This is a genomic window from Pseudomonas peli, assembly GCF_050563605.1.
Lineage (GTDB): Bacteria > Pseudomonadota > Gammaproteobacteria > Pseudomonadales > Pseudomonadaceae > Aquipseudomonas > Aquipseudomonas peli_A.
In genome coordinates this window covers 15,603-31,282 of the sequence record NZ_JBNXUH010000013.1, presented here as the reverse complement: position 1 = coordinate 31,282, position 15,680 = coordinate 15,603, and the positions used below count along the sequence as shown (strand labels likewise).

13 protein-coding genes and 1 pseudogene are annotated in these 15,680 nt (G+C 60.3%); 9 read left to right on the top strand and 5 right to left on the bottom strand.

Going from position 1 to position 15,680, the window contains the following annotated elements:
• Positions 1 to 88: 88 nt before the first annotated feature.
• From pdxA to ACQ4LH_RS15990, 3 genes are all read right to left on the bottom strand, one after another.
• Positions 89 to 1,090, bottom strand: a complete 1,002-nt coding sequence (gene pdxA, locus ACQ4LH_RS16000) for a 4-hydroxythreonine-4-phosphate dehydrogenase PdxA (protein WP_430698056.1) — start codon at positions 1,088 to 1,090, stop codon at positions 89 to 91.
• Between the two features lie 174 nt (positions 1,091 to 1,264).
• Positions 1,265 to 2,557, bottom strand: a complete 1,293-nt coding sequence (locus tag ACQ4LH_RS15995) for a peptidylprolyl isomerase (RefSeq protein ID WP_430698055.1) — start codon at positions 2,555 to 2,557, stop codon at positions 1,265 to 1,267.
• Complete coding sequence (locus tag ACQ4LH_RS15990; RefSeq protein ID WP_430698054.1) at positions 2,538 to 5,318, bottom strand: LPS-assembly protein LptD; 2,781 nt, start codon at positions 5,316 to 5,318, stop codon at positions 2,538 to 2,540. Before ACQ4LH_RS15990 ends, ACQ4LH_RS15995 begins: the two co-directional genes overlap by 20 nt.
• 124 nt (positions 5,319 to 5,442) lie before the next feature.
• Here ACQ4LH_RS15990 and ACQ4LH_RS15985 point away from each other — a divergent pair, with 124 nt between their 5' ends.
• From ACQ4LH_RS15985 to ACQ4LH_RS15975, 3 genes are read left to right on the top strand one after another with little or no spacing between them, the layout of a single operon-like run.
• Entirely contained in the window at positions 5,443 to 6,459 is a 1,017-nt protein-coding gene (locus ACQ4LH_RS15985) for an aminoglycoside phosphotransferase family protein (protein WP_430698053.1), read from the top strand.
• The gene (gene murU / locus ACQ4LH_RS15980; RefSeq protein WP_430698052.1) at positions 6,456 to 7,127 is read left to right on the top strand and encodes an N-acetylmuramate alpha-1-phosphate uridylyltransferase MurU; all 672 of its coding nucleotides are present in this window, start codon (positions 6,456 to 6,458) and stop codon (positions 7,125 to 7,127) included. The genes ACQ4LH_RS15985 and murU overlap by 4 nt, the downstream gene beginning before the upstream one ends.
• A gap of 1 nt (position 7,128) precedes the next feature.
• Positions 7,129 to 7,890, top strand: coding sequence for a DnaJ domain-containing protein (locus tag ACQ4LH_RS15975; RefSeq protein WP_430698050.1), 762 nt, complete (start codon positions 7,129 to 7,131; stop codon positions 7,888 to 7,890).
• Between the two features lie 189 nt (positions 7,891 to 8,079).
• Here ACQ4LH_RS15975 and ACQ4LH_RS15970 read toward each other — a convergent pair whose 3' ends face one another.
• Positions 8,080 to 9,114 carry an alpha/beta hydrolase family protein gene (locus ACQ4LH_RS15970; protein ID WP_430698049.1) on the bottom strand — a complete coding sequence of 345 codons (1,035 nt, stop codon included), beginning with the start codon at positions 9,112 to 9,114 and terminating at the stop codon, positions 8,080 to 8,082.
• Positions 9,115 to 9,250: 136 nt separating this feature from the next.
• Between ACQ4LH_RS15970 and rpe the strand changes: the two genes are divergently transcribed.
• The 6 genes and pseudogenes from rpe to trpC all read left to right on the top strand — a co-directional run bounded on the left by rpe (position 9,251) and on the right by trpC (position 14,850).
• Positions 9,251 to 9,925: a ribulose-phosphate 3-epimerase gene (gene rpe / locus ACQ4LH_RS15965; protein ID WP_170050369.1), complete on the top strand. Its 675-nt coding sequence runs from the start codon at positions 9,251 to 9,253 to the stop codon at positions 9,923 to 9,925.
• Positions 9,922 to 10,787 (top strand): annotated as a pseudogene (locus ACQ4LH_RS15960) (phosphoglycolate phosphatase). Before rpe ends, ACQ4LH_RS15960 begins: the two are co-directional and overlap by 4 nt.
• Positions 10,788 to 10,854: 67 nt before the next feature.
• Positions 10,855 to 12,363, top strand: a complete 1,509-nt coding sequence (gene trpE, locus ACQ4LH_RS15955) for an anthranilate synthase component I (protein ID WP_430698048.1) — start codon at positions 10,855 to 10,857, stop codon at positions 12,361 to 12,363.
• An 11-nt stretch (positions 12,364 to 12,374) separates the two neighbouring features.
• Positions 12,375 to 12,968 (top strand): aminodeoxychorismate/anthranilate synthase component II, encoded by a 594-nt coding sequence (locus ACQ4LH_RS15950; RefSeq protein ID WP_430698047.1) that lies wholly within the window; start codon positions 12,375 to 12,377, stop codon positions 12,966 to 12,968.
• Complete coding sequence (trpD, locus tag ACQ4LH_RS15945; RefSeq protein WP_430698046.1) at positions 12,968 to 14,017, top strand: anthranilate phosphoribosyltransferase; 1,050 nt, start codon at positions 12,968 to 12,970, stop codon at positions 14,015 to 14,017. Before ACQ4LH_RS15950 ends, trpD begins: the two co-directional genes overlap by 1 nt.
• Positions 14,014 to 14,850, top strand: a complete 837-nt coding sequence (gene trpC, locus ACQ4LH_RS15940) for an indole-3-glycerol phosphate synthase TrpC (protein WP_430698045.1) — start codon at positions 14,014 to 14,016, stop codon at positions 14,848 to 14,850. The genes trpD and trpC overlap by 4 nt, the downstream gene beginning before the upstream one ends.
• Before the next feature lie 60 nt (positions 14,851 to 14,910).
• Here the strand turns inward: trpC and crp are convergent, their stop codons facing one another.
• A complete protein-coding gene (gene crp, locus ACQ4LH_RS15935; protein ID WP_136664372.1) occupies positions 14,911 to 15,555 on the bottom strand; it encodes a cAMP-activated global transcriptional regulator CRP in 645 nt (214 codons plus the stop codon).
• Positions 15,556 to 15,680: the final 125 nt, after the last annotated feature.

Below are 15,680 nucleotides of genomic sequence, written 5' to 3'. Positions count from 1 at the left end.
AGCATCGGCTTGAAGCGAATTTAACGCGGGTAGAAAGCCCGGCAGTTTAACAGCATTGGCGGCGTACGCCCCGTGCCTGGCGTGGCAGTCAGGCGCTTTTCACCTGGCTTGCGGCCATTTCATACGCGGTTTGCAGTGCGACCTGCAGGCTGCCGCTGTCGATTTTGCCGCTTCCGGCCAAATCCAGCGCGGTGCCGTGGTCGACCGAGGTGCGGATGATCGGCAGACCCAGGGTGATGTTCACCGCTGCGCCAAAGCCTTTGTATTTGAGTACCGGCAAGCCCTGGTCGTGGTACATCGCCAGCACTGCATCGCAATGCTCAAGGTGCTTGGGGGTGAACAAGGTGTCGGCCGGTAGCGGGCCGATCAGGTCGATACCTTCGCTGCGCAACTGCTGCAGGGTGGGCTCGATGACTTCGATCTCCTCCCGGCCCAGATGGCCGCCTTCGCCGGCATGCGGGTTGAGGCCGCAGACCAGAATGCGCGGCCGGGCGATGCCGAATTTCGTGCGCAGGTCATGGTCGAGAATTCGTGTGACACGGCTGAGGCGTTCAGGGGTGATGGCTTCGGCTACATCCTTCAGTGGCAAGTGTGTGGTCACCAGCGCCACACGCAGGCCATGGGTGGCGAGCATCATCACCACCTGCTCGGTGTGGGTTAGCTCGGTGAGGAATTCGGTATGTCCGGAGAAGGCAATTCCGGCTTCGTTAATCACGCCCTTGTGCACGGGGGCGGTAATCATCCCCGCGAAGTGGCCGTCGAGGCAGCCCTGGCCCGCGCGGGTGAGGGTTTCTAGCACATAGGTCGCGTTGCTTGCGTTCAGCTGTCCTGGCGTTACGGCGGCGGCCAGTGGCGTGTCCCAAACATACAGGCTGCCGGCCGGTGCGGCCTGGCTTGGCCAGCAATCAGGGGCGACGCTGATCAGTTGAATGCTTAGCCCCAGCAACTGGGCGCGCTTAGCCAGTAGGTCGCGGCTGGCGATGGCGACAAGGCCATGCGGCTGCGCTTCGCGGGCCAGCAATAGGCACAGGTCCGGGCCTATGCCGGCGGGTTCTCCTGGGGTCAGTGCGAAAAGGCGTGCGGCAGTCATCGGCGAACTCTCGGTTATGCGCCAACTCGGTTGGGGCGTCAGTTAATAAGAGGGTAAGGCCATTATGCGTCGGCCCACAGGATCGCGGCCAGCGATGAGCAGCCACAAAAAAGCCCGGCTCTGCGTGTGCATGGGCCGGGCTTGATTGGTTGCTGTGCTAGCACACTGCGCCTGTCAGAGTTTGCTCTCGACGTAGGCTTCGTCGCGGATCTGCCGTAGCCAGGCTTGCAGTTCTTCGTCGTACTTGCGGTTACGCAGTACAGTCATCGCCTGCTGCTCGCGGAACTGCGCGCTGCTGTCAGTGGCGCGACGGCCCATGACTTCCAGCACGTGCCAGCCGTAAGGACTCTTGAACGGCTTGGACAACTCGCCAGCCGGGGTGCTGTTCATCACCTCGCGGAACTCGGGTACCAGCACGTTCGGGTCGATCCAGCTCAGGGTGCCGCCGTTCAGTGCAGAGCCCGGGTCTTCAGAGAAGTTTTTCGCCAGCTCACTGAAGTCTTCCCCGGCCAGAATGCGCTGATACAGACGTTCGACCAGGCGCTTGGTTTCGGCTTCGCTACGAATTTCGCTGGGCTTGATCAGGATGTGGCGAACATTTACTTCGTCACGTACCTGGCTATCGCCGCCGCGCTTTTCCAGCAGCTTGATCATGATAAAGCCGCCGGGAGTACGCATCGGCTCAGTCACCTGGCCGACCGACAAGGCGCTAAGCATGCTGTCGAAAGGCGGAGGCAGTTGCCCGGCTTTACGCCAGCCCATTTCGCCGCCTTCCAGCGCGGTTTCACTGGCCGAGCGAGCAATGGCCAGCTGGGCGAAATCAGCGCCTTGCTGCAATTGCTGGTACAGATCGCGGGCCTGACGGTCAGCCGCCTGGATATCTTCGGGCGAGGCGCCTTCGGTTACTGGAATCAGGATGTTCGCCAGGCGGAATTCTTCCGAAAGCTGCATCTTGCCCATGTCCGAAGCGAGGAAGTTCTGCACTTCCTGATCGGTCACCTGGATGCGCTCAGCCACGCGGCGTTGGCGCACACGGCTGATGATCATCTCGCGGCGCACCTGGTCACGTGCATCGGTGTACGACAGGCCATCCGCCGCCAGGGCGGCGCGGAACTGCTCGATGCTCATGCCATTGCGCTGGGCGATGGTGCCGATGGCCTGGTTCAGCTCTTCGTCAGTAATCCGAATGCCGGAACGCTCACCAATCTGCAGTTGGATGTTCTCGATGATCAGGCGTTCCAGCACCTGCTGGCTGAGTACATGCTCAGGCGGCAGGGCTGCGCCGCGCTGGGCAATAGTCTGCTGCACTTCACGCAGGCGTGAATCGAGCTGGCTTTGCATGACGACATCGTTATCGACAATCGCTACAACGCGGTTGAGTGGTTGTACCTCAGCGTGTGCCGCAGTACCCAGAAACAGCGCGCCCAACAGCAGGGGGCGCACGCAATCAGAAAGCTTGATCTTCACGTTCACGATAACCTTGAATGCCTTGGTCGAGGAAAGTCTCAACTTTATTGCCGACTACACCGCCCAGACCTTTGAGTACGATCTGCAGGAAGATGCCGCGATCCGGTTCGTCGTTGAGCGACGGATTCAGGCTGACTTCGTCGTAGTCGATCCAGTAGCGATTGATCAGGCGCAGTTTCCAGCAGCAGTTGTCGTACTCGAAACCACCGAAGGCTTCCAGGGTGCGATTGCGACCGTAGTCATACTGCCAGCGGGAAATCACGTTCCATTGCGGCACGATTGGCCAGATGACCGAGAAGTCGTGCTGGCTGATCTTGTAGTAGTCCTTGATGTAGTTCGGGCTGCCGGGTGTGCCGTAGTCCCCGCCACCAACTACCCAGTTACCACTGGCTTGGTCATAGCGCACGCTGTCATTGCGATAGCGATAGCCTGCATTGACCACCTTGTTTGGGTTGTCTTCCGGTTGGTAGTGGAACATCGCGCTACCCGAGCGGGTACTGCGGGTGTCCGGGTCCCAGTTGAAGTCCGAATTCAGGCGCCAGTCACGGTTGAAACGGTACATGTACTGCATCGCATAAGGCGACTGGGATGCCTGTGAGTCCGAGCGGGTGCGATAGTCAATACCAGGCATCTGCACCTTGCGGTCTTCGAAGTAGAAGGCCTGGCCGATGCTAAAGCGCTGCCGTTCGAAACCGTTGCTTTCAATCCAGCGGTTGGTCACGCCCACGGACAGTTTGTTCTCGTCGCCGATGCGATCCTTGCCGGAGAAGCGATTTTCACGCCACAGCGAGGCGTAGCTAAAGCCGCTTTCGCTGGTGTCGAACACCGGGATATCAGTCTGGTCTTCCTCTGGTACGTTGAGGTAGAACAGGCGCGGCTCGAGGGTTTGGCGGTAGTTTTTGCCAAACCACTGGGTGTCGCGGTCGAAGTACAGGCCACTGTCGATGCTGAAAATCGCTACGTTGCGATCAGGTGCATCATCGAACGCACTTTTCTGTATACCGCCAGGATTCGGGGCGAATCCTTGTGAGTCCAGTTCCAGGTCGTACTGAGTGTGGGCGTACTTGATCTTGGGCGTAAGAAAGCCCCAACTCCAGTTCAAAGGCAGGCTGACAGCTGGCGCAACATGCAGGCGCTCAGCGTTGGCGCGAGCCAGGCCGCGCAAACGAGCGTCATACCAGAGTTGTTCGGCTACGCCGTCTTCGTTGATAAAGTTGCCCGAGCGCAGGCTACGGTCGAAGCGCACATATTCGGTACCGTAAGCGAAGTTCACCCCTGCTGGCTTAAATGGCAGTACACCATCCAGGGTCAGCTGCGGCAGGCGGTTATACGGCGTTACGTCAGTAATATTGGCCAGTTCATAGGCATGCACATTCAAACGCGCTGTGTAGCTGCCGCCGCGATAAGTCAGGGTGCCGCGCTGATTGACGTAGCTGGTGGAGCCGACCCCCAGGTCTGTGCTCAGGTCCTGGAAGTAGTACGGATCACTAATGTCGGTGTAATCAACTTCTGCCAGCAGGCGTGAGGTCAGGCCGGTTTTGTGTTGCCAGCTGTACATCCAGCGCTGATCTTCGTACTCCGACTGTAGTTTGCGGTCGTCGTTGCTGTCGTCGAGATATGCGCCGCCAACCTGGCCTTCGCTGTTCTTGGTGAGGTAGCGGAATTCGCCTTCCATCATCAAGCCGCGATCGGCCATATAGGTCGGGTACAGCGTGGCATCGTAGTTCGGTGCCAGGTTGAAATAGTACGGTGTTTGCAGCGTCAGGCCGTTATCGCTTGAGCTGCCGATACTTGGCGGCAGGAAGCCGGACTGGCGACGGTCATCAATCGGGAAGTAGATATAAGGTGTGTAGAACACCGGGATATTCTTCACCCGCAGAGTGACGTTGGTCGCGGTACCGAAACCGGTGGCCGGGTTCAGAGTGATGTTGTTGCCCTTCAGGTGCCAGGCGTTGCTGCCTGGTTCGCAGCTGGTATAGGTGCCGTCTTTCAGGCGGATAATCGCGCTTTCTTCGCGTTTAGCGTAGAGCGCGTTACCGCGAATATGGCTCTTGTGCAGCACATATTCGGCGTTGTCGACTTTGGCCTCACCGTTGTCCAGTTGCAGCTCGGCGCGGTCACCCACCACCAGCATACCCTGATCACGCAGGCGTACATTGCCGATTAGCTCGCCGCGGTTTTCCGCCTGACGCAGGTTGGCTTCATCCGCCTCGACCTGCATGCCGGCCTGGCGCAGGACCACATCACCGGCGAGGGTGGCGACCTGCTCTTCCTGCTCATAGCGCGAAGCTTTAGCCGATACGAACATCGGCGCTTCATCCATCGGCGTCTGGTCGTCCATGCCCGGACGCGTCGGCTCTATATAAGCACCTGCGCAGTAAGGGCCAGCTTCAGCCAGCTGGGCGGCGCTGAGATTTTCTCGCGGCACCCAATCCAGATGGCTGTAGTCGGCGCTGCGCGAAGCGAGGCCCTTGCCACGGCTTTCAGTCACCAGGGTCGCTTGCGCGGTTTTCCCCTGAGGTGCTTCGGTGCTGCCTTCACCAGCGTTGCTGCTAGCGGCCGAATCACGTTGTACTGGCCGTGCTGGCAGTGCAGCATTGCTGGTCTTCGGGGCACATGCCCAGCCGCCGGTGGCGGAAACCTGGCAATCATACTGCTCGGCAGCGATAGCAAAAGGAACGGCTAAAGGTTGTAGCGCCAGAAGGCTGCCAGTGACCAGTAGAGGGAATTTTTTACGAAACGCGGGGTATTTTACTGCCATCTTATTTTTCCGGGCTTCCTGCGCGCCATTGGCCCTGAGGCCGCACGCCTCTCGATGGGCTTGAAAAGATGCTGGATAATAAAGCATGACCCGCGCAACGGCTAGCGCCGTCGGAGACCTTGTAATGCCTGATGAAGATGTACGCTTAAAACTTCTCGAAAACTGGCTGGATCAGCAGCTGCCTGGGCTGTTCACTGAGCAGGGTTGGGGTGCTGTACCCGCCGCCACGCTTACCTCTGCCAGCAGTGACGCCAGCTTTCGTCGCTATTTTCGCTGGCAAGGCGCTGGGCGCAGCCTGATAGTGATGGATGCACCGCCGCCGCAGGAAGACTGCGCGCCCTTCGTCAAAGTGGCGCATTTGCTGGCTGAGGCACGCCTCAATGTGCCGCAGATTCTTGCCGCTGACTTTGAGCGAGGCTTTCTATTGCTCAACGATTTAGGTCGGCAGACTTATCTGGATGTGATCAACGACGGTAATGCCGATGCGTTATTTGCTGATGCCATGCAGGCGCTGCTGGCATTTCAGCAGCTGCCGATGAGCACGCCGCTGCCCAGCTACGATGACGCGTTGTTGCGCCGTGAGCTGCAGCTTTTCCCTGAGTGGTATGTGCAGCGTCATCTGGGCGTCGAGTTCAGCGAGCAGCAACAGGCCATGTGGCAGCGCGCCAGTCAGCTGTTGATCGACAGTGCCCTGGCTCAGCCAAAGGTTCTGGTGCATCGCGACTATATGCCGCGCAACCTGATGCTCAGCGAGCCGAATCCGGGCGTGTTGGATTTTCAGGATGCGGTCTATGGCCCGGTTACCTATGACGTCACCTGCTTGTTCAAGGATGCTTTCCTCAGCTGGCCTGAGGCGCGGGTGCGCAGTTGGCTGGAACAGTATTGGCAGCAGGCGCGTGAGGCGGGTGTGCCGGTTCAGTCGGTGCTGGATGATTTTCTGCGCGCCAGCGACTTGATGGGTGTGCAACGCCACCTCAAGGTAATTGGCATCTTCGCACGCATTTGCCATCGCGATGGCAAGCCCAAGTACCTGGGTGATGTGCCGCGATTCTTCTCTTATATAGAGGCGGTACTGGCGCGTCGGCCGGAGCTGGCCGAACTGGCAGAGTTGCTTGGTAGCCTGCGACAGGAGCCTGTATGAAGGCGATGATTCTGGCCGCCGGTAAAGGTGAGCGGCTGCGCCCGCTGACCCTGCATACCCCCAAACCATTGGTGCGTGCGGCCGGCGTGCCCTTGATTGAATACCACGTGCGCGCGTTGGCGGGGGCCGGGTTTACCGAGCTGGTGATCAATCATGCCTGGCTGGGGCAGCAGATTGAGGATTACCTGGGTGATGGATCGCGCTTCGGCGTCAGCATTGCCTATTCCGCCGAGGGTGAGCCGTTGGAGACCGGTGGCGGGATCTTTCACGCGTTGCCGTTGCTGGGCGATCAGCCGTTTGTGCTGATCAACGGCGATATCTTCACTGACTACCCCTTTGTTGAGTTGCGCCGTCCGTTATCCGGCCTGGCGCACCTGGTGCTGATCGAAAATCCTGGTCATCACGTCAAGGGCGACTTCTGTTTGCAGAACGGGCAGGTTACGGATGCGCAGGCGGGGCAGGACAGCCTGACTTATAGCGGAATGGCCGTGTTATCCCCCGCGTTGTTCGCCGGTTGTCAGGCTGGCGTCTTCTCGCTTGCGCCATTGTTGCGCGCGGCCATGGCGACGGGGCAGGTTACGGGCGAGCGGTTTGACGGTTGCTGGGTGGATGTGGGTACCCATGAGCGTCTGGCTCAGGTCGAGCGTTTGCTTGAGGCGCGCGGCTAGGATGATCTGGCCTGTGACCCTTCTAGGGGCGGTTGCCGGGCTGGCGGTTGCCAGTATTCCGGGTGCCATGCTCGGTGGTTTGCTGGGCCAGGTGCTTGATCGGCGTTTGCGTCTGCAGTCCTGGGCAGCCTTGCGTGAGCGTCTGGGCGGCCGCGCCGAGTCGCGTGATGAGTGGCTGCTATTCGTACTGTTAGGGCGGTTGGCCAAGAGCGGTGGCCGGGTGCTACCGGCACATATCCAGCAGGCGCGTGCAGAAATGCAGCGTCTGGGGCTGGATGCCGAGGGGCAGCGCCAGGCCATAGCGGCTTTTGCTCGGGGCAAGGTCGGGCACGACAGCTTGCGGGCGCCGCTGCGTCGTCAGCGCGAGCGTAGTGAAGCGTTGTTGCGCGCGTGCTGGCGGATGGCTTGGGTGGATGGCCAGGCCGGCCAGGCTGAGCGTGAACTGATTATGCTCTGGGGCAAGTGGCTGCAGGTTTCATCGGCGACCCAGGCGCTGTTGAGTGACGCCTACGCGCCGCAGCAGGGACCGCTGGTTTCGACGGCCAGTAATGCCTATCAGCGTGCCCTGAATCTGTTGAACGTAAATGCCGATGCTGAGTCTGCGCAGATCAAGCAGGCGTATCGGCGTTTATTGAGTCGGCATCATCCTGACAAGTTGGCGGGAAGCGGCGCTACGCCGGAGCGCGTGCGCGAGGCGACTGAACGTACCCGTGAGTTGCACCAGGCCTATGATTTGATTCGCCAGCGCCACGGTTTCCGTTAGCAGGCTGTTGAAAAACTACCTACGTTGCCATCGCGGCGTTAAAAACAGGCTCGGATGCTCATGTACAGCTCGTACACTCGCGTGCGAGCCCAGTCCTCTTCCTCGCCGTTTTGACCGGCCGGAGGCTGTTGCTGGTGTAGCGCCTTGCGCTGACTGCCTCGCCAACGTTTTTCAACGGCCTGCTATGGACTATTTCACCTGCAACTTTAGCGTCAACCAGCCGCGGATGCGGCGGTAGAGCTGTTCCTGTTCGGCTTCGCGGTTGCCCGGCAGGGCCTTCATGGCTATCTGTATATAGGTGGGATGTTTCTGCCGTTTGCTGGCTTGCGAGCGTTTGAGCGCGGCCTGCCGGTCAGCGGTGAGGTCCTTGTAGTAGAAGTCGCCAGTGGCCAGCTGCAGTTGCGGGATCAGCTCATCCAGTGGCGGGGTATAGCCGGCGGGCAATTGTGCGGCGACCAGCAGCAGATTCTGAATCTTGGCTGGCTTGCGTTCGGCCAGGTAGCGAGCGGCCCAGTAGGCGCCACTGCCATGGCCGAGCAGCACGATGGTCTTGGCTTGCTGTTGCTCGGCAAAGCCAATGGCGGAATCGATGCGCGCCAATACGCGCTCTGCATGGGCTTTCTGCTGCTCCTCAATGTTCTTCACTTTGCTCGCTGCGGTTTCGGCGCTATCGAGCGGGCTATTGCTGGTTTCTGCAGCCGCTTCATCTATGGCTGGGCTAACCTCGGCGCTTTCCTCTGCCGGTGCCGCCGTGGTATCGGCAGCGGCGTCTTCTGTCGGGGCTGTAGTGGGTGGTTCGGCGCTGCGCAGTGGCGGCGCGTCACTGTTAGGGTCGGGCAGGGTCAGGCTGAGGCTGTGCCAGCCGCCATTGGGCAGTTTGCTGCGCAATGGGCCAACGCTTTGCGGCCAATCGGCAGTTTCATCGTCGCCCGGCAGAATGATCACTGCGCCGCTGGGTTCGCCGACATTGGCCGGCAGCCAGAGGGCAAGAAAGCTTTCATCGCGCGCCTGCAGTTGCTGCTGTTCCTTTTGCTCCAGCCGCTGTTCCAGGGCCGTGGCTTCCACCTCGCTGCGCTCGGCTAAGGGCGCGCGTAGTTCTTCCGCCGGCTCGGTTGAGGCGTCCGTAGCGGCGGGAGCTTCTTCTGCGGCTGTTTGTTCTTCCGCCTGTAGTGGGCTGATCGATAGCAGCAGGCTCAGGACAAGGGCGGCGGGGCGCGAAAACATGGTGCTCTCCAGCGAACATCGGGTCTCAGCAGCCTAGCCTTTTCCGCTCGGCTTTGTCAGGTGTCGCTCATGCGCGCCAGGCCTTGGATCGGGCTGGTACAATGCGCGCCTTCCGTGAATGCCACCGAGGTGCGCTATGCAACCCTTCGCCATTGCTCCGTCGATTCTTTCCGCTGACTTCGCTCGCCTGGGTGAGGAAGTGGACAAGGTGCTCGCCGCCGGCGCTGACATCGTGCACTTCGATGTAATGGACAACCACTATGTGCCGAACCTGACCATCGGCCCGATGGTCTGCGCGGCGCTGCGCAAATACGGCATCACCGCGCCGATTGACGCGCACCTGATGGTCAAGCCGGTGGATCGCATCATCGGTGACTTTATCGAGGCGGGCGCGAGCTACATCACCTTCCACCCTGAGGCCAGCGAGCATATTGATCGCTCCCTGCAGCTGATTCGCGATGGAGGCTGCAAGGCCGGTTTGGTGTTCAACCCGGCTACGCCGTTGGAGGTGCTCAAACACGTCATGGACAAGGTCGACATGATCCTGCTGATGAGCGTCAACCCGGGCTTCGGCGGGCAGAAATTTATCCCCCATACCCTGGAAAAACTCAAAGAGGCGCGCGCGCTGATCGATGCTTCCGGTCGCGAGATTCGTCTGGAAATCGATGGTGGGGTGAATGTGCAGAACATTCGCGAAATCGCCGCGGCGGGTGCAGATACTTTTGTCGCCGGCTCGGCGATCTTCAATCAGCCTGACTACAAGGCCGTGATCGACGCCATGCGCGCCGAACTGGCTCAGGCGCGCGGGTGAGTCTGCTGCGCGAGCTGTTCCAGGGTGAGTTGCCGCGCCTGGTGATGTTTGACCTGGACGGCACCCTGGTGGATTCGGTGCCGGATCTGGCCGCTGCTGTCGACAACACCCTGCGCGAGCTGGGGCGGCCGGTTGCCGGTGTGGAGCAGGTACGCAACTGGGTCGGCAATGGCGCGCGGGTGCTGGTGCGCCGTGCGCTGGCGGGCGGGCTGGAGCATACGCATGTTGATGATGGGCTGGCCGAACAGGCGCTGGAACTGTTTATGCAGTTTTACGCTGCAAACCACGCCCTGACCCAGGTCTACCCCGGCGTGCAAACCACCCTGGATTGGTTGCGTGAGCAGCAGGTTGAGCTGGCGATTGTCACCAACAAGCCCGAGCGATTTGTTGCGCCCTTGCTGGATGAAAAGGGCCTGGGCGGTTATTTCCGCTGGATTGTCGGCGGCGACACTTTGCCTCAGCAGAAACCTGATCCGGCGGCGCTGCTATATGTGCTGCAACTGGCCCGAGTGAATGCTGCGCAGGCGCTGTTTGTTGGCGACTCGCGCAATGATGTGCTGGCGGCCAAGGCTGCTGGCGTGCCCTGTGTGGCGTTGAGTTACGGCTATAACCACGGTCGCCCGATTGCCGAGGAGAATCCTGCGCATGTGCTGGATTGCCTGAGCGGTTTGCTGCGCCCTGGCGAGCCCCCGATTTTGCTGGGGGTTGCGGGTTGATTCGGGTCCGGCCCTGCGCTAGTGTGGCCGGACTTCAATCCCGCCTGAAATAAGAGAGCTTCGTGGTGGTTACCTGCACGCGCTGGTCGGCAAGCACCGACATGAAAATCATCAAGGCCCTGGCCCGTTGGCGCTGGCGCCCCTGACCTGATCTTGGCCGCCTAGGCGGCGCGTTTGCACTCGACCGAATTACCTCAAGCCACGAGGCTGATCATGACCCGCGAAGAATTCCTGCGTTTAGCCGCTGCCGGCTATAACCGCATTCCTGTTGCCTGCGAAACCCTGGTGGATTTCGACACCCCGCTGTCGATCTACCTGAAGCTGGCCGATGAGGCCAATACCTACCTGCTCGAATCCGTCCAAGGCGGCGAGAAGTGGGGGCGTTACTCCATCATCGGCCTGCCGGCCCGCACTGTGCTGCGCGCTTATGGCCATGAAGTACTGATCAGCGTCGACGGTGTCGAGGTCGAGCGCCACCAGTGCGAAGATCCTCTGGCCTTTGTCGAACAGTTCCAGGCGCGCTATAAGGTGCCAACCTTGCCGGGCTTGCCGCGCTTTAACGGCGGCCTGGTGGGCTACTTCGGCTATGACAGCGTGCGTTATGTCGAGCCCAAACTGGCCAAGGGCGTTAACCCCGATGCCCTGGGCACCCCGGATATCCTGCTGATGGTCTCCGATGCGGTGGTGGTATTCGACAACCTCGCTGGCAAGATGCACGCCATCGTCCTCGCCGATCCGGCCCAGGCCGACGCGCTGGAACAGGGCCAGGCGCGCCTGCAGGAGATCCTGCATAAGCTGCGTCAGCCAATTACCCCGCGGCTGGGTGTAGATCTGGCAGCGCCGGCGGGTGCCGAGCCGGATTTCATTTCCAGCTTTAAACGCGATGACTATGAACATGCGGTCAAGGCGATCAAGGAGTACATCCTTGCCGGCGACTGCATGCAGGTGGTGATCTCCCAGCGCATGTCGATCCCGTTCAAGGCGGCGCCGATTGATCTGTACCGGGCGCTGCGCTGCATCAACCCGACGCCTTACATGTATTTCTTCAACTTCGGCGACTTCCATGTGGTCGGCAGCTCGCCGGAGGTGCTGGTGCGTCTGGAAGATGGCTTAGTCACGGTGCGGCCGATTGCCGGCACCCGCCCGCGCGGCGCCACCGAGGAGGCCGATCTGGCCCTGGAAGAGGATTTGTTGTCGGACGCCAAGGAAGTCGCCGAGCACCTGATGCTGATTGATCTGGGCCGCAACGATGTCGGCCGGGTTGCCAGCACCGGTAGCGTCAAGCTCACCGAGAAGATGGTGATCGAGCGTTATTCCAACGTCATGCATATCGTCTCCAACGTCACTGGTCAGCTCAAGGAAGGCCTGACGGCGATGGACGCCCTGCGCGCCATCCTGCCGGCCGGCACCCTGTCTGGTGCGCCGAAGATTCGCGCCATGGAAATTATCGACGAGCTGGAGCCGGTCAAGCGTGGCGTCTACGGCGGTGCCGTGGGTTATCTGGCCTGGAACGGCAATATGGACACCGCTATCGCCATCCGTACCGCGGTGATCAAAGATGGCGAGCTGCATGTGCAGGCCGGTGCCGGCATCGTTGCCGACTCGGTGCCAGCCCTGGAGTGGGAGGAAACGCTAAACAAGCGTCGCGCCATGTTCCGTGCTGTGGCGCTCGCCGAACAAACTGCCTCCGAGCAAACCGTTCCTGACCAGTCCAAGCGCTGAGGAGTCCCGCCATGCTTTTAATGATCGATAACTACGACTCCTTTACCTACAACGTGGTGCAGTACCTGGGCGAACTGGGTGCCGATGTGCATGTGATCCGCAATGACGAACTGTCGATTGCCGAGATTGAGGCGCTGCAGCCCGAGCGTATCGTGGTCTCGCCCGGCCCGTGCACGCCGACCGAAGCCGGGGTGTCCATCGAGGCCATCCTGCATTTTGCCGGCAAGCTGCCGATTCTCGGTGTGTGCCTTGGCCACCAGAGCATCGGCCAGGCCTTCGGCGGCGATGTAGTGCGTGCGCGCCAGGTGATGCACGGCAAGACTAGCCCGGTGTTCCATAAGGACCTAAGCGTATTTGCCGGCCTGAACAACCCGCTGACGGTAACCCGCTACCATTCTTTGGTGGTCAAGCGCGAAACCCTGCCCGACTGCCTGGAAATCACCGCCTGGACCCAGTTTGAAAACGGTGAAGTGGACGAAATTATGGGCCTGCGCCACAAGACCCTGCATATCGAGGGCGTGCAGTTCCACCCTGAGTCGATTCTGACCGAACAGGGCCATGAGCTGTTTGCCAACTTCCTCAAACAACAAGGAGGCCTGCGCTGATGAATATCAAGGAAGCCCTCAATCGGGTGGTCAGCCAGCTCGATCTGACGACCGAAGAAATGCAGAGCGTCATGCGCGAGATCATGACCGGCCAATGCACGGATGCGCAGATCGGCGCCTTTCTGATGGGCATGCGCATGAAGAGCGAGACCATCGATGAAATCGTCGGCGCGGTCTCGGTGATGCGTGAGCTGGCCAGCCATGTGCACCTGCAGACCCTCGACCACGTGGTCGATGTGGTCGGCACCGGTGGCGATGGCGCGAATATCTTCAACGTATCGACTGCAGCGAGCTTTGTTGTCGCTGCGGCTGGCGGCAAGGTGGCCAAGCATGGCAACCGCGCGGTGTCGGGCAAGAGCGGCAGTGCCGACCTGCTCGAAGCGGCTGGTATTTACCTGAGCCTGACGCCGGAGCAGGTGGCACGTTGCATCGAGAACGTCGGCGTCGGCTTTATGTTCGCTCAGGTGCATCACTCGGCGATGAAGTACGCGGCGGTGCCGCGTCGTGAGCTGGGCCTGCGCACCATCTTCAATATGCTCGGCCCGCTGACCAACCCGGCAGGCGTCAAGCATCAGGTGGTCGGCGTATTCAGTCAGGCGCTGTGCCGGCCGCTGGCCGAGGTGCTCAAGCGTCTGGGCAGCCAACATATCCTGGTGGTGCATTCGCGCGATGGTCTGGATGAATTCAGCCTGGCTGCCGCGACTCATGTGGCAGAGCTGAAGGATGGGCAGATCACTGAGTACGAAGTGCTGCCGGAAGACCTCGGGCTGAAGAGCCAGAGCCTGATCGGTCTGGCGGTGGAAAGCCCCGAGGCATCGCTGGCGTTGATTCGTGATGCCCTGAGCAAACGCAAGACAGAAGCCGGGCAGAAGGCCGCAGATATGATCGTGCTGAATGCCGGCGCGGCGCTGTATGCGGCGGATCTGGCTGCTAGCCTTAAAGAGGGCGTGCAGCTGGCCCACGATGCCTTGCACACTGGCCTGGCATGGGAAAAACTGCAGGAGTTGGTGTCCTTTACCGCCGTATTCAAAGAGGAGAATGCTGGGTGAGTATTCCAACCGTTCTGGAGAAAATCCTCGCGCGCAAGACTGAGGAAGTGGCGGCCCGCCGCAGTATCGTCAGCCTGGCTGAAGTCGAGCAGCAAGCCCGTGGCGCCGATCCGGTGCGCGGCTTTGCTCAGGCTCTGCTGGCCCAGGCAAAACGCAAGCAGCCGGCGGTAATCGCCGAGATCAAGAAGGCCTCGCCGAGCAAGGGCGTGCTGCGCGATAACTTTGTGCCGGCCGAGATTGCCCTGAGTTACCAGAACGGTGGGGCCACTGGCCTATCGGTGCTGACCGATATCGATTTCTTCCAGGGCGCTGATCGCTACCTGCAGGAAGCTCGTGCAGCCTGTGCGCTGCCGGTGATCCGCAAGGATTTTATGATCGATCCCTATCAGATCGTTGAAGCCCGCGCCTTGGGTGCCGATTGCGTGCTGTTGATCGTGTCGGCGCTGGAGGACGGGCAGATGGCTGAGCTGGCTGCCACCGCCAAAGCTTTCGATCTCGATGTGCTGGTGGAAGTGCACGATGGCGACGAGCTGGAGCGTGCGCTGAAAACCCTGGATACGCCGCTGGTGGGTATCAACAACCGCAACCTGCACACCTTTGAACTCAACCTGGAAACAACCCTCGACCTGCTGCCGCGAATTCCCCGTGATCGCCTGGTGGTAACCGAGAGCGGCATTCTCAACCGCGCCGATGTCGAGTTAATGGAGATCAGCGAGGTGTATGCCTTTTTGGTTGGCGAGGCGTTTATGCGCGCCGACAATCCGGGGGCTGAGCTGGAGCGGTTGTTCTTCCCCGAGCGCAAGCGGGTGTTTGCTGCGCCTGATGTGGACTGAAACCGGCAGCACAAAAAAGCCGACGCATGCGTCGGCTTTTTCATATATCGAGCATGCTGTTTAGCGCGTGCCGAACACCACCATGGTCTTGCCTTTGACGTTGACCAGGCCTTGCTCTTCCAGGGCCTTGAGCACGCGGCCAACCATTTCGCGGGAGCAGCCAACAATACGGCCGATTTCCTGGCGGGTGATCTTGATCTGCATGCCGTCCGGGTGGGTCATGGCGTCAGGTTGTTTGCACAGGTCGAGCAGAGTGCGGGCAACACGACCGGTGACATCAAGGAAGGCCAAATCACCAACCTTGCGCGTGGTGTTACGCAGGCGCTCGGCCATCTGGCTGCCCAAAGCGTAGAGGATGTCCGGGTCCTGTTGGGTGAGCTCGCGGAATTTGGCGTAGCTCAGCTCCGCCACTTCGCACTCGGTCTTGGCGCGCACCCAGGCGCTGCGTTCTTTCTCGGTACCGTCCTTTTCGAACAGACCCATTTCCCCGAAGAAATCGCCGGAGTTGAGGTAAGCGATGATCATTTCACGACCATCATCGTCTTCGATCAGGATAGTGACCGACCCTTTGACGATGAAAAACAGCGTTTCGCAGCGATCGCCCGCATAGATGATGGTGCTCTTGGCGGTGTAGCGACGGCGGTGGCAATGCGCGAGAAGCTTGTCGAGATTTTTTATTTTAGGTGTGAGGGTAATAGCTACCATGCCTGAATCCCGAATTTATAAAGGTAAGCCGTTGTGCGGCTGAAGTTCTAATAATAGTTATCTGTACAAGTGTGCCAGTAATCCGACGTCAGCTTAACCAAGCCTCCATGGCGAGGTCCGGTTTT